The organism is Kitasatospora aureofaciens (assembly GCF_019192735.1).
Classification (GTDB): domain Bacteria; phylum Actinomycetota; class Actinomycetes; order Streptomycetales; family Streptomycetaceae; genus Kitasatospora; species Kitasatospora aureofaciens_A.
Window position 1 is genome coordinate 90,729 of record NZ_JAHTKP010000008.1, and the last position, 13,178, is coordinate 103,906.

The 13,178-nt window shown below is 74.2% G+C and carries 11 protein-coding genes; 7 read left to right on the forward strand and 4 right to left on the reverse strand.

The features are described 5' to 3' along the window. Positions 1-258: 258 nt before the first annotated feature. From KV557_RS11310 to KV557_RS11320, 3 genes are all read left to right on the forward strand, one after another. A complete protein-coding gene (locus KV557_RS11310; RefSeq protein ID WP_218199702.1) occupies positions 259-2,745 on the forward strand; it encodes a SpoIIE family protein phosphatase in 2,487 nt (828 codons plus the stop codon). Between the two features lie 143 nt (positions 2,746-2,888). Further along, positions 2,889-4,559: a sensor histidine kinase gene (locus KV557_RS11315; RefSeq protein ID WP_308129851.1), complete on the forward strand. Its 1,671-nt coding sequence runs from the start codon at positions 2,889-2,891 to the stop codon at positions 4,557-4,559. A 109-nt stretch (positions 4,560-4,668) separates the two neighbouring features. Further along, positions 4,669-5,337, forward strand: coding sequence for a response regulator transcription factor (locus tag KV557_RS11320; RefSeq protein WP_218199808.1), 669 nt, complete (start codon positions 4,669-4,671; stop codon positions 5,335-5,337). Between the two features lie 173 nt (positions 5,338-5,510). Here the strand turns inward: KV557_RS11320 and KV557_RS11325 are convergent, their stop codons facing one another. Next, positions 5,511-5,666, reverse strand: a complete 156-nt coding sequence (locus KV557_RS11325) for a hypothetical protein (protein WP_218199703.1) — start codon at positions 5,664-5,666, stop codon at positions 5,511-5,513. Positions 5,667-5,890: 224 nt separating this feature from the next. Between KV557_RS11325 and KV557_RS11330 the strand changes: the two genes are divergently transcribed. The 3 genes from KV557_RS11330 (at position 5,891) to KV557_RS11340 (ending at position 8,445) form a co-directional block, all read left to right on the forward strand. Beyond that, on the forward strand, positions 5,891-6,664 hold the full coding sequence (locus tag KV557_RS11330) for a LysM peptidoglycan-binding domain-containing protein (RefSeq protein WP_218199704.1): 774 nt from the start codon (positions 5,891-5,893) through the stop codon (positions 6,662-6,664). A 286-nt stretch (positions 6,665-6,950) separates the two neighbouring features. Beyond that, positions 6,951-7,706, forward strand: coding sequence for an SDR family NAD(P)-dependent oxidoreductase (locus KV557_RS11335; protein ID WP_374106615.1), 756 nt, complete (start codon positions 6,951-6,953; stop codon positions 7,704-7,706). Positions 7,707-7,848: 142 nt separating this feature from the next. Beyond that, complete coding sequence (locus KV557_RS11340; protein ID WP_218199705.1) at positions 7,849-8,445, forward strand: TIGR03086 family metal-binding protein; 597 nt, start codon at positions 7,849-7,851, stop codon at positions 8,443-8,445. Positions 8,446-8,552: 107 nt separating this feature from the next. Here the strand turns inward: KV557_RS11340 and KV557_RS11345 are convergent, their stop codons facing one another. Both KV557_RS11345 and KV557_RS11350 read right to left on the reverse strand, forming a co-directional pair. Beyond that, positions 8,553-9,014 (reverse strand): (2Fe-2S)-binding protein, encoded by a 462-nt coding sequence (locus KV557_RS11345; protein ID WP_218199706.1) that lies wholly within the window; start codon positions 9,012-9,014, stop codon positions 8,553-8,555. 76 nt (positions 9,015-9,090) lie between these two features. Continuing rightward, on the reverse strand, positions 9,091-11,457 hold the full coding sequence (locus KV557_RS11350; RefSeq protein WP_218199707.1) for a xanthine dehydrogenase family protein molybdopterin-binding subunit: 2,367 nt from the start codon (positions 11,455-11,457) through the stop codon (positions 9,091-9,093). Between the two features lie 255 nt (positions 11,458-11,712). Here KV557_RS11350 and KV557_RS11355 point away from each other — a divergent pair, with 255 nt between their 5' ends. Next, positions 11,713-12,972 carry an MFS transporter gene (locus KV557_RS11355; RefSeq protein WP_308129852.1) on the forward strand — a complete coding sequence of 420 codons (1,260 nt, stop codon included), beginning with the start codon at positions 11,713-11,715 and terminating at the stop codon, positions 12,970-12,972. Here the strand turns inward: KV557_RS11355 and KV557_RS11360 are convergent. After that, positions 12,915-13,130: a hypothetical protein gene (locus tag KV557_RS11360; protein WP_218199709.1), complete on the reverse strand. Its 216-nt coding sequence runs from the start codon at positions 13,128-13,130 to the stop codon at positions 12,915-12,917. The genes KV557_RS11355 and KV557_RS11360 overlap by 58 nt on opposite strands. Between the last annotated feature and the right edge of the window lie 48 nt (positions 13,131-13,178).

Here is a 13,178-nt window from a genome sequence, read left to right on the forward strand (position 1 = left end):
GCCGCCCCGCCATCAAGATCACGATCTACTGCCGGCGCACCAGGTCGCGCTGCCGCACGGCAAGGTCGTGAGCATCACGGTGCAACGGCTAGCGGGACTGGACCGGTCCGCCGTCCACTGGCCTGCTGGTGCCGGCCCGCCGGTGACGAGGCGTGGCAGCGCATGCGGTCGGCATGGGTTCCACGCCGGTGCAACCGGGCCCGGCAAGCGGGTCGGCCTCGCCTTGACACGCCCCGGGGCCCGGCGTAGCAAAAGAGCATGCGCCGGAGTGTGCCGGCGGACCGGCACGGTCCGCGAGGGACCGGCGGTGCCCCCAGGGAGCCCGCTGCCGACGTCAAGGCCGTGCACGACCGGGACGCCCTGCTGGCGGTTGCCGTCCGGACCGTGCTCGGCGGCACCGGGGCGTACGGGGCGATGGTGTACCTGCGCTCGCGGGACCGGCGGTCGCTGGTGCTGTGCACGATCGCCGGGGTGCCGCTGTCGATCATGAGCCCGTTCCGGCGGGTCGCGGCAGCCGGGCCGATGCCGGTGGCGGTCAGCTTCCGCACCGGACGGACGATCACCCTCGCCGACACCGAGGACACCATGCGGCGGTTCCCGCAGCTCGCGGTCGGGATGCCGTACGACTTCGCCTCCGCCTCCGTGCCGGTGGCGGCGGGCGGGGAGCGGTTCGGGGTGCTCAGCGTGCTGTGGGCGGCCTCCGACGAGGGGGTGCCGGAGGGCTCGCCACGGCGGCTGCGGTCGGCGGCGGAGCGGCTGGCGGCCGGGCTGGCCCGGCTGGCGGAGGCCGGGCACTTGGTCGAGCCGAACGGGGACACCCCGGTGGTGGAGCTCCCGCCGCCGTCCGCGCCGACCACCCGGGTCGGGCTGTTCGACTGGAACGTGGCGACCGGCGCGCTCGCCGCCGACGAGCAGTTCCGGGAGATCTTCGGCTTCGCGCCCGGCGAGTTCGACGGCCGGGTCACCTCGCTCACCGGCCGGATCGCGCCCGGCGACCGGTCCGAGTTCCGGGCCGCCGCCAAGCTCGCCCTGGAGCGCGGCGAGGTGCTGGCCGCGCGGGTGCGCGTACTCGGGCGCGACGGCCGCCCGTACCCCGTGGAGCTGCGGGCGCGCGTCCCGTCGACGATCGCGGACGGCCGCACCCACCTGGTCGGCGCCGTCCTGGACGCCCGCACCCTCACCGCCGCCGCGGCGGCCGTCGAGCGCCTGTGCGAGGGCGTCTTCTCGCTCGACCCGGACGGGCGGATCAGCTACGCCAACCGCGGCGTCGAGCCGCTGCTGCACGTCGCCCGCGACGAGCTGATCGGCCACCACCCCTGGAAGGTGCTGCCCTGGCTCGGCGACCCGTTCTACGAGAACCGCTACCGGGCCGCGGTGGTCTCCCAGCAGCCCATGACCTTCCTCGCCGTCCGCCCGCCGGACGGCTGGCTCGCCTTCTCGCTCTACCCGGACGCGCACGGCGTCACCGGCCGGGTGGTCGCCGCCGAGGCCCCGCCGGGCGCGCCCGCCGAGCCGCCGACCGCCCCGCCGCCCGGCGCCCGCCCGGGCCTCGGCGACACCTACCACCTGCTCCAGCTCGCCAGCGCGCTCACCGAGGCGGTCAGCGTGCGGGACGTCTGCCGGACCGTCGCCGAGCAGATCCTGCCGGCCTTCGGCGGCCAGGAGCTCGCCATCTACGCCGTCCGCGACAAGCGCCTCCACCTGGTCTCGCAGGCCGGCTACCCGGACGGCTTCCTCGACCGCTTCGAGGGCACCCCGATCGGCGCCCGGATCCCCGGCGCGGAGACCCTCAGCACGGGCACCCCGATCTTCTTCGAGAACATCGGCGAACTCGCCGCCGCCTACCCCGGCATCGCCCTCGACGAGATGCGTGCCTGGGCCTTCCTGCCGTTGATCGCCTCAGGCCACCCGGTCGGCAGCTGCATCCTCGGCTTCGACGAGCCGCGCCCGTTCACCGTGGAGGATCGCGGCCTGCTCACCGCCCTCGGCGGCTTCATCGCCCAGGCCCTGGAGCGCGCCCGCCTCTACGACGCCGAGTTCACGCTGGCCCGCGGCCTCCAGCAGGCGCTGCTGCCGCACCGGCTGCCGGACGTGCCCGGCGTCCGGATCGCCGCCCGCTACCTGCCCGGCACCCAGGGCATGGAGATCGGCGGCGACTGGTACGACGCGATCGTCACCGGCCGTGACCTCACCCTGGTGATCGGGGACGTCGAGGGCCACAGCGTCGGCGCCGCCGCCACCATGGGCCAGCTGCGCAGCGCCGTCCGCGCCTTCGCCAGCGGCGGCGAACCGCCCGACCGGGTGCTCGCCCGCACCAACCGGCTGCACCTCGACCTCGACCCCGGGCTGCTCGCCAGCTGCTGCCTGGCCCGGCTCACCCCGGCCGACGGCACCGTCCGGATCGCCCGGGCCGGGCACCTGCCGCCGCTGCTGCGCCGACCCGGCGGCCGGGCGGAGGCGCTGTACGTGCCGGGCGGGCCGCTGCTGGGCGTGGACGAAGGGGCGGAGTACCCGGTGAGCGAGCTGCGCCTGGTGGCGGGGTCGGTGCTGGCGCTCTACACGGACGGGCTGGTGGAGGATCCGGCGGTGCCGATCGACCAGGGCGTGGACCGGCTGCGGGTGGCGTTCGCGCATGCGCCCGGGGGTGGGCTGGAGGCCCTGGCCGACCTGCTGCTACGGGACGTCGGCTCGACGCACCGGGTGGACGACGTCGCGCTGCTGCTGACGGAGTTCGGCGGTTGCTGACGGAATCCGGCGGTCCGGCGTGAGTTCGGCGGTGTCGGTGGCCGGGTGAAACCGCAGGTGGCGCGGGGTGGACGACTTTCGTCGGGCCGCGCTGCTACGAACGGTGACGGCACGGGATTCGCCCACCCGGATAGCCTCGACGGGTGAACGCGATTGCACGGGGCTGCACGAAGGCGGTACGGACGGCGCTGCCAGGGCCCTGGCGGCCCAGGACGGTGGTGCGCGAGGCGGCGCTCGCCCTGGTGATGGGCGGGCTCGCCGTCCTGCTGGAGTGGGCGGGCAACACCGGCTTCGCCGTGCCGGTCGGGCTCGGCACCGTGCTGCTGTTCCTGCTGCGGCGGGCGTTCCCGGCGAGCGTGCTGCTGGTGACGGCGGCCGCGGCCGGCTGGGCGCCCGGGCCGCTCCCGCTGCTGGTCCTGGCGGGCTGGGTGGCCGGGGCCCGGGTGCGCCGGGTCGGCCTGCTGGTCGCCGCCTTCGCCGTCAGCTGGCTGCTGTTCACCGTGACCGGCGTGCTGAAGGACGCCGGCTCGATGTCGCTGAAGGTGATCATCGCGGTCTCGCTCGGCGGTTTCCTGCTGATGGCCGTGCTGCCCGCGCTGTGGGGCCGCTACCGGGCGCAGCGCAGCGCCCTGCTGGACGCGCTGCGCGAACGCAACGACCAGCTGGTGCGCGAGCGCGTCATGGTGGTGCACCAGGCGCGGCTGCGCGAACGCCATCGGATCGCCCAGGACATGCACGACAGCCTGGGCCACCAGCTCGCGCTGATCTCCGTCCACTCGGGCGCGCTGGAGGTGGACCGGACCCTCACCGACCGGCAGCGCGAGGCGGTCGGCGTGCTGCGGCAGGCGGCGGTCGCCGCGATGCGGGAGCTGCGCGAGGTGGTCGGCGTCCTGCACGACGAGTCGACGGCGGTGCCGCCGGCGCCGACCGGCGCGGGCGCCGCCCCCGGCCGCGGCGGGGTGGACGGGATCGAGGGGCTGGTCGAGTCCTCGCGGGCCGCCGGGACGCTGGTCTCGCTCTCCCGCGAGGGCGAGCGGCGCCCGCTGGCCGCCGCCGTCGACCACGCGGCGTACCGGATCGTGCAGGAGGCGCTCACCAACGCACACAAACACGCCCCCGGCGCGCCGATCGAGGTCGCACTCCGGTACGAGCCGGACGCCCTGGTGGTGGAGGTCACCAATCCGCGCGCGCCGGAGCCCGTGGGCGTGCGCGCCGGCGCGGGCCAGGTGGTCAGCGGTGGGCAGGGGCTCACCGGCCTGCGGGAGCGCGCCCGGCTGGTCGGCGGAATGGTGCACGCCGGGGCGAGGCCCGACCAGGGCTTCCGGCTGGCCGCCGTCCTCCCGTACGAGGGCGCGGCGGACGGCGCGAGCGACGGCGGCGCGGGAATAGCCGGGGTCGACGACTGGGTGCTGGAGGGCCTGCCGTCCGCGGCGGACGCCGACGGCAGGCGCCGCAGCCCGGCACTGGGCTGCGCGGTCGGCGTGGTGGTCGTCGGGCTGACCGTGCTGGGCCTGGTGATCTGGGGCCTGTGGGCGTTCGTCCAGGGCACCGACGCCGCGACGGTGAAGACGTCGGTGTACGACGAGGTCCAGGTCGGCCAGGCGGAGGCGGACGTGCGGAAGCTGCTGCCGCCCGGCAACGGCTTCTTCACGGACACCTACAAGGGGAGCGGACCGCCCGCGCCGGACGGCTCGCAGTGCCGGTACTTCCTGTCCAGCGACGTCAGCGAGAAGTGGGCCGAGGACAACGTGGTGCGGTTCTGCTTCAAGGACGGGGTGCTGGTGGACAAGGAGCACTACCCGGTCAAGGACTGACCACCTGGTGAGGGACTGACCGCCTGGTGAGGGGCTGACCGGCGGGAATGTGAGGATGGTGCCGACGCGGCAGTGCGCCGCGGCAGCACCGTTCGAGGGGATGACCAGCGTGATCCGAGTCCTCGTCGCCGACGACGAGCCGCTCATCCGGGCCGGGATCAGGATGATCCTGGGCTCCGCCGACGACATCGAGGTGGTCGCGGAGGCCGCCGACGGCCGGCAGGCGCTGGAGCTGGCCCGGGCGCACCGGGTGGACGTGGTGCTGCTGGACATCCAGATGCCGGTGATGGACGGGCTGACGGCGCTCGGGGAGCTGCCGAGGGTCGCCCCCGGCGTGCGGGCGCTGATCCTCACCACCTTCGGGGAGCGCGAGAACGTCCTGCGCGCCGTGACCGCGGGCGGCGCGGGCTTCCTGCTCAAGGACACCGCGCCGGCGGAACTCATCCAGGCCGTGCGCGCCGCCGCGAGCGGGAACGCCTTCCTCTCGCCGGCCGCCACCCGGCACATCGTCGACTCGCTGGCGTCCGGGCGCAGCGGCTCGGCCGCCGCCCGCAGTGCGGAGGCCCGGCGCCGGCTGGAGGTGCTGACCGAGCGTGAGCTGGAGGTGCTGGCGCTGCTCGGTGAGGGTCTGTCGAACGCCGACGCCGGGGCGCGGATCCACATGAGCGAGGCGACGGTGAAGACGTACGTCAGCCGGATCCTGGCCAAGCTGGGCTGCGGGAACCGGGTGCAGGCGGCGCTGCTGGCGCGGGACGCGGAGCTGGACGGACGCGACTGAGCGTCTCCGGGTTGTCGCTGAGCGTAGTGGGTGTGGCGGATGCCACCTGACGCGGGCTCGGAAGTGGGAACTCCGCTTGCCGTGGTGACGGTGCGTCGATTCCTGGTTGCGGTGAGTTGATGGTGTGCCCGGCCTCACGGATGGACAGATGTGAGCGCAGGCACGGGAATTGATCATTTGATCTTGAAAATGCGGTCAAACCCAGACAAACGGGGCGTGCTTTCTTGATCGATACCGCCGGTAACAGTCAACTGACCTGCGGTGTCGAAGAATTGCTTGCTGCACCCCTGGGTGGCCCGTAGCTTCATTGGCGGCGCAACGAGCGCCACCCGGGTTCACCCCGACGCACGGCCCGCCGACTGACCCGCGGCGCGAGGGCCGTGCCCGCCGACGAGACCGGCCCGAACGGGCCGTCGGCGAGCGGAGGTGACCGGGACGGCACGGCACGTCCGACACGTGCGCGGCCGTCCATCGAGTGAGGCGAGCGCGACGACAGGCCCGGTCCCAGGGCCTGATTCCGCCTGCCTGCCCGGGGCTTGTCGAGAGGATCTATATGACTCCCCGTCACGAGATCGCCGCTGCCACCACCTCCCCCGCCACCAAGCGCAACCGCGTGCGGATGGCGGTCGTCGCAGGCGCCGCTGTCGCGGCCCTGCCGGTGGCCGGCCTCGTCACGGCCACCTCGGCCTCTGCCGCGCCCACCTCCGCCTGGGACACCGTCGCCCAGTGCGAGAGCGGCGGCAACTGGAGCATCAGCACCGGCAACGGGTTCTACGGCGGACTGCAGTTCACCCCGTCCACCTGGGCTGCGTACGGCGGGACCGCGTACGCCTCCCAGGCCAACCAGGCGACCAGGGCGCAACAGATCGCCGTCGCCGAGAAGGTCCTCGCTGCGCAGGGGCCGGGCGCCTGGCCCGTGTGCTCGCAGAAGGCGGGCCTGAGCAAGGGCGGCGCCCCGGCGGCGGTCGACACCTCCGCGGGGGCCCCGGAGGCGGCCCCGGCGGCCCCGTCGAAGCCGGCGGCCAAGCCGGCCGCGAAGCCGTCGAAGCCGGCGGCTCCTGCGGCGCCCAAGGCTCAGCAGAGGGCCGAGCAGAGGGCCCAGCAGAAGCCGCAGGCGCCGAAGGCCGAGCAGCCGGCCAAGCCTGCAGTGTCGTCCGGCGCGGAGAAGAACACCTCCGGCGGAAGCTACACCGTCAGGAGCGGTGACACGCTGAGCGACATCGCGGCCAAGTTCGGCACCGACACCGACGGCCTGTACGGCAAGAACATCGGCACCATCGGCGGCAACCCGGACCTCATCTTCCCGGGTCAGACCCTCACCGTCTGACGCCTCCTCGCGCACGCACCGAGCGGCCACCCCTGACGAGGGGTGGCCGCTCGGGGTGTTGGTGGCGGCGGGCGGCGTGCGTGGGGGCGCATTGAGGTGAGAGCTGCGCGTGGGGGCGTTCGGGGTGTCGGAGGTGGGGTCGCACTACCGGGCGCCTGTGTAAGAGCGCGGGCGTACGGGATCGTTGTTGAAGGTTCAACGCGACGTCCGAATACCGCCGGAGGTTTCGGGCTCCGCCGCCGAGGATCGAGTCATGTCCGAGAACGGAACAAGGAGTTCTGCAGATATGACGATGAACGGTGTGGCGCGGCTCGACGGCAAGGTGGCCCTGGTGACCGGCGGCAGCCGGGGGATCGGGGCGGCGGTCGCGCTGCGGCTGGCCGAGGACGGCGCCGACGTCGCCCTGACCTACCAGGGCGGCGCCGAGCGGGCCGAGGCCGTCGCGGCGAAGATCACCGCGCTCGGGCGCCGCGGCTGGGCCGTCCGGGCCGACAGCGCGGACCCGCAGGCGGTGCAGGCGGTGGTGGCGGCCGTCGCCGAGCGGTTCGGGCGGCTCGACATCCTGGTGAACAACGCGGGCGTGGGCGTCATGGGCCCGATCGGGGAGATGGCTCTGGACGACGTCGACCGCGTGCTGGAGGTGAACGTCCGGGCGCCGTACCTGTTCGCCCAAGCCGCCTCGGCGCGGCTGGCCGAGGGCGGCCGGGTCGTCACGATCGGCAGCTGCATCGCCCAGCGCGTCGCCTTCCCGGGCGCCACGCTCTACGCGACCAGCAAGGCGGCGACGATCGGGCTGACCAAGGCGCTGGCCCGGGAGCTCGCCCCGCGCGGGATCACCGCGAACGTCGTCCACCCCGGGCCGATCGACACCGATATGAACCCGGCGGACGGCGAGTCGGCCGACTTCCAGCGGGGGCTGACCGCGCTCGGGGCGTACGGCACCGGGGCGGACGTCGCCGCCGCCGTCGCGTACCTGGTGAGTGAGGACGCCCGGTACGTGACCGGGGCGGAACTCGCGGTGGACGGCGGCTTCGCGGCCTGACGCCGCCGGTGGCCCGGCCTCGGCCTCGACCTCCGGCCTCCGGCCCCGGCGTGGCGCCGGAACCGGAGGCCGGGCCGTGGTCCGTGCGCGCGGTTACGATCGCGTCGTCCGATCACGTGTGCCGGCCCACGAGAGGTGCGTCATGACCGCTATGGAAGACCCGATCGAGCTGCTCGCGCGGGTGCTCGCGCAGACCGCAGGGCTGATCGACGGGGTGGGCGTCGAGCTGGCCGGGCATCAGACGCCTTGCCGCTCGTGGGACGTCGGCATGCTGATCGGCCATCTGCTGTACGACCTGCGGCAGTTCACCGTCCAGGCCGAGGGCGGTCGGCCGGACTGGTCGCAGCCCTTCGAGCGGGTGGAGGAGGACTGGCTGCACCGCTTCGAGGCCGGCGCCGAGGAACTGGTCGACGCCTGGCGGGCGGCCGGCGACCTCTCCGGCATGCGGGAGGTGCCCGGCGCGGGTGCGCTGCCCGTCCGGTTCCCGGTGGACCAGGAGATCACCGAGTTCGCCGTCCACGGCTGGGACTTGGCCCACGCCACCGACCAGTCGACGGACGGGCTGGACCACGAGGTGGCGCTCGCCTCGCTCGCCTGGGCGCGCGGCGCGCTCAAGCCCGAGTACCGGGGGACGGAGGAGGAGAGGCACGTGTTCGGCCCGGAGGTCGCCGTGCCGGAGGACGCGCCGCCGTACGACAGGCTCGCGGGCTTCTTCGGGCGGGACCCGAGCGCGGTCTGAGCCCGGGGACCCGGGGGCTGACCGGGGCGGGAACCGATCTACCCGGATGGTGTGCCGAGGCCACCTGAGTTTCCGCCGGCGGCCGACAGCTCCACGGGAGAGAACAGCTACGGCGCCGGGTGGGCGGCGGCCTGCTTGATGGCCTCGCGGATGCGGGGGTAGCTGCCGCAGCGGCAGATGTTCTGGATCTGGTCGATGTCGGCGTCCGTCGGGTTCGGGGTGCGGCGTAGCAGGGCGGCGGCGGTCATGATCTGGCCGGGCTGGCAGAAGCCGCACTGGGCGACGTCGCAGGCCAGCCACGCCTCCTGGACGGGGTGGAGGGTGTCGCCGTCGGCCAGGCCCTCGATGGTGGTGACGGTGCGGCCCGCGCAGTCCTGGACGGACATCGTGCAGGGCTGGAACTCCTGGCCGTCCAGGTGGCTGGTGCAGGCGCGGCAGACGCCCACCCCGCAGCCGTACTTGGGGCCGGTGACGCCGAGCTTGTCGCGCAGGACCCAGAGCAGCGGCATGTCGTCCGGTGCCTCGACGGTGACCGGCTGCCCGTTGAGGACGAAGGTGTGGCTGGGCATGGGGAGGCGAAGTCCTTTGACGGGGTCGTCTGGTGGGGTCGGCGGGCGGGGTCGGCGGGCAGGGTCGTCGGGGGGATCAGAAGTTGACCGGGAACGAGCGCGGGCTGGTGCCGGTCGCGCGGGCGTAGGCGTTGGCGACCGCGGCCGAGGCGGCCGGGACGCCCAACTCGCCCGCGCCGCCGGGCGGTCCGCTCGGCGGCATGAGGTGGATCTCGACGACGGGCGGGGTGTGCCGCTGCCGGGCGTAGTGGAAGTCGGCGTAACTGCCCTCGCGGACGGCGCCGTTGTCGATGTGGTTGCCGGCCTGCAGGATCACCGAGATGCCGTCGATCAGTGTGCCCGTCAACTGGGCTTCCAGGCCACGGGGGTTGACCACCTGGCCGACGTCGGCGGCGATCACCGCCTTGGTGACGCGCGGGTTCGTCGGGTCGGTGGCGTCCAGCTCGACCAGGTACGCGGCGCGGCCGCCGTTCTCGTCGTGGTAGCCGATGCCCTGGGCCTGGCCGGGGGGCATCGGGCGGCCCCAGTTCCCGGCCGCGGCCACGGTGTCGAGGACGGCCCGGCCGGCGGCGCTGCGCAGCCGGGCGCGGCGGAAGGCCACCGCGTCCTGGCCCATCCGGCGGGCGAGTTCGTCCATCATGATCTCGTCGGCGACCCGGACGGTGCCCGAGTACACCGAGCGCCAGCTGCCGGTGTGGACGTCCAGCGGCACCTCGGCGAGCAGCTGGGTGGGGAGGCCGACGTTGTACGGGTTCTTCTCGCTGAGCAGGAAGAACGCCTGGTTGAGGCTGAGCCCGGCCAGTGAGAGGTTGAAGCCGGCCGCCGTGAGGGCCTCGCCGAGGCCGTGCCGCATGTCGGTCTTCACGGTGGCGGCGCGGTGTTCGTAGGTGAGCACCTGGCCGAGCGCGAAGGTGGCCCGGACGCGGTGGTGGCTGGCGGGGCGCATCCGGCCGTGGCGCATGTCGTCGTTGCGCGTCCACATGAGCTTGACCGGGCGGCCGGCGGCCTTGGAGATCTGCGCGGCCTCCAGGGCGGCGTCGAAGAACAGCCGGCGCCCGAAGGAGCCGCCGCCGCGCACGACGTGGACGGTCACCGCGTCCTGCGGCAGGCCGAGTTCGGCGGCGATGGTCTGCTGGGCGACGATCGGGGTCTGCGCGGCGAACCAGAGCTCGGCCCGGTTCGGCCGCACGTCCGCGACGGCCGTCAGCACCTCCATGGGTGCGTGGTTGACGAAGGCGAAGTCGAACTCGCCGTCCACGTACTGGGTGAGGAGCGGCGGGATGAGGAACGGGGCGTGGGCGGCGCGCAGTCGGTCGCGGATGTCGGCGTCGGAGAGGCCGGCGACCGGGCCCGGGTTCCAGGTGGTGACGAGGGCGTTGCGGGCCTTGAGCGCCTGGTCGAAGGTCTCGGCGAGGACGGCGACGCCGCTGGGGATCTGCGCGATGCCGAGCACGCCGGGCATGGCGCGCGCGGCCGTGGCGTCCAGCGACCGGAGGGTGCCGTTGATGGTGGTCGGGCGGGCGACGACGGTGGGCACGGCGCCCGGAATCGCCAGGTCTCCGGCGTACTTGGCGCGGCCGGTGACGATGTCGCGGGCGTCGATCCGGCCGGTGGGCCGGCCGACCAGGCGCAGCTGGTCCGTCGGCTTGGGGGTGGCGGGCACGGCCGGGACGGCGATCGTCGCGGCGTCGGCGGCGAGTTCGCCGTATCCGGCGCGGCGCCCGTCCGGGGCGGTGACGGCGGAGTCGGCGGTGCGCAGGGTGTCGGCGGGCAGGTTCCAACGGCGGGCGGCGGCGGTCACCAGCCGGGCGCGGGCGGCCGCGGCGGCGGCGCGGACCGGGTCGTACAGCGAGCGCACCGAGTTGGAGGCGCCGGTCAGCTGGTTGAACAGCAGCTCGGGGCGGCCGTCGGAGAGCGGCACGTCCACGTCGCCGAGCCGGGCGTCGAGTTCGTCGGCGACCAGCATCGCGACCGCGGTGGTGAGGCCCTGGCCGACCTCCAGGCGGGGGAGGCGCAGCACGGCCCGTCCGGCGGTGGTCAGCTCCAGGACCAGCAGGTGCGAGGTCGGCAGGCCGGCCAGGATCAGCGCGTCGCCGAGGTCCAGGATGTCCGGGATGCCGGGGAGGCCGAGCAACTGCGGTGGGGCGAAGGCCTCTTGGGCGGATGCCCGGGTGGCCGCGGCGGCGCGGACGGCGGCCTGCGCGGTGGCGGGCGCGGCGGCGTCCAGGCCGAGCCGGGCGGCGACGGTGAGGGTGGGCGCGGCGAGCAGGTAGGTGAGGAAGCGTCGGCGGTCAGGAGCTTCGTCGGCGGCTTCGGGTGCGCCGGCAGTGTCGTCGGCGTCGTCGGTGTCGTCCGAGGGGGCGAGGGAGGTGGTGATGGGAGGAGCCCTTCGAGCCGGTGACGGCGCCGGTCGTTCGGTGCCGGATCGAACGCCGATGAGCATAGGAGGGCGTTACTGACGGGTCAACACGAACAATGTTGGTCCGGCGGCCGGTGTCGGCCAGTGCCGGCCGGGGGTGAGTGGCGGGCGGTTTCGTACGCCGGTTCAGTGGTCGTGTACCGGTGCGGGGGCGTGGGCGAGTGGACCATGAAGAAGCTTGATCATTGGCCCTGTTGGGTGGTCCAATGCCTCCCTAGGCTGGGACACGAACCGTTGCGAACCGTCGGCCCGCGCGCCGCCCCCACTGTCAGGAGAGACGTGCCGACCCGACTCCTCCCGCCCTCCGGTCCCCAACGGACGCTCGCCGCAGCACAGTTGGCGAGCGCCATCGGCGACGGCGCCTACTACACCTGCTCCGCGCTCTACTTCACGCACATCGTCGGCATGTCGGCCGCCCGGCTGGGCCTCGGCCTCGCGGTCGCCTGGGCGCTCGGCTCGCTCGCCGGCGTCCCGCTCGGCCACCTCGCCGACCGGCGCGGGCCGCGCCGCACGGCGGTGCTGCTCGCCCTCGCCACGGCCGCGATCGTCACGTCCTTCCTGGTGATCCGCTCCTACCCGCCGTTCCTGCTCGCCGTCTGCCTCTACGCGACCACCCAGTCCGGCCTCACCGCCGCCCGCCAGGCGCTGGTCGGCGGCCTGGTGTCGCGCGCCGAACGCACCGGACTGCTCGCCCACCTGCAGTCAACCCTCAACGGGGGACTGGCGGTTGGCGCGGCCATCGGCGGGATCGCGCTCACCGTCGGCACCCGGGCGGCGTTCCTCGGGGCCTTCACCGTCACCGCGCTCGGGTTCGTGGCGGGCGGCCTGATCCTGCTGCGGCTGCCCGAAGTCCGGTCCACGGCACGGGAGTCGAGCGCCGGGCCGCGGTTCGAGGTGCTGACCGACCGGCGCTACGCCGTCGTCGCACTCGTCAACACCGTTCTCCTGCTGCGGATGCCGCTGCTGAGCCTGATCATCCCGCTCTGGATCGCCCAGCGGGCGCCCGGGCTCGGCTGGCTCGGGTCGGCGCTGTTCGTCCTCAACACCCTCGGTGTGATGGGCTTCCAGGTGCGGGCGGCGCGCGGCGTCACGGGCCTGGCGTCGGCCTCGCGGGCCGTCCGCTCAGCGGGGCTGCTGCTGCTCGCGTCGTGCGTGGTGTTCGGACTCTCGGCGCTGGGCGTGCCGGTGTGGGCGGTCGCCGTGCTCCTCGTCGCGGCGTCGATCCTCCAGGTCGTCGGGGAGATGCAGCAGTCGGCCGGGTCCTGGCAGATCAGCTTCGACCTCGCGCCCGCCGACCGGCTCGGCCAGTACCAGGGCTTCTTCGGGACGGGCGTCGCCGTCGCCCGGACGCTCGGGCCGCTCCTGCTCACCACGCTGCTGCTGGACGGGGGCCTGCTCGGATGGCTGGCGCTGGGCGTGCTCTTCCTCGCGGCCGGCCACGCGATGGGACCGGCCGTCCGCTGGGCCGAACGCGACCGGGGCTACCGGTCCTCGGGCGGCGCTTTGGTGGGCGCGGCCACGGGGGCCGAGGTGCCGTAGAGGTCGTCCTCGCCGCCGTGCGGGGGGTCGGCGGGTTCGGGGTCGGGTGCTTCGTCGCGCGCGTCGAAGAGGTCGTCCGGTGCCCCGGCGGCCAGGCGGGTCAGGGGGCCCGCCGGCTTGTCCCGTTTGCTGTCGTCCCGACTGCTGTCTCCGGTCATCGCATGCTCCCAAGGCCGCTGCTGCTCCGGATACGCCCGATCGTACTC

Bases quoted from the DNA above. Each gene is read 5' to 3' on its own strand.
- KV557_RS11310 (WP_218199702.1), top strand. From the start codon at position 259: ATGCGCCGGAGTGTGCCGGCGGACCGGCACGGTCCGCGAGGGACCGGC.
- KV557_RS11330 (WP_218199704.1), top strand. From the start codon at position 5,891: ATGACTCCCCGTCACGAGATCGCCGCTGCCACCACCTCCCCCGCCACC.
- KV557_RS11335 (WP_374106615.1), top strand. From the start codon at position 6,951: ATGACGATGAACGGTGTGGCGCGGCTCGACGGCAAGGTGGCCCTGGTG.
- KV557_RS11340 (WP_218199705.1), top strand. From the start codon at position 7,849: ATGACCGCTATGGAAGACCCGATCGAGCTGCTCGCGCGGGTGCTCGCG.
- KV557_RS11345 (WP_218199706.1), bottom strand. From the start codon at position 9,014: ATGCCCAGCCACACCTTCGTCCTCAACGGGCAGCCGGTCACCGTCGAG.
- KV557_RS11350 (WP_218199707.1), bottom strand. From the start codon at position 11,457: ATGCTCATCGGCGTTCGATCCGGCACCGAACGACCGGCGCCGTCACCG.
- KV557_RS11360 (WP_218199709.1), bottom strand. From the start codon at position 13,130: ATGACCGGAGACAGCAGTCGGGACGACAGCAAACGGGACAAGCCGGCG.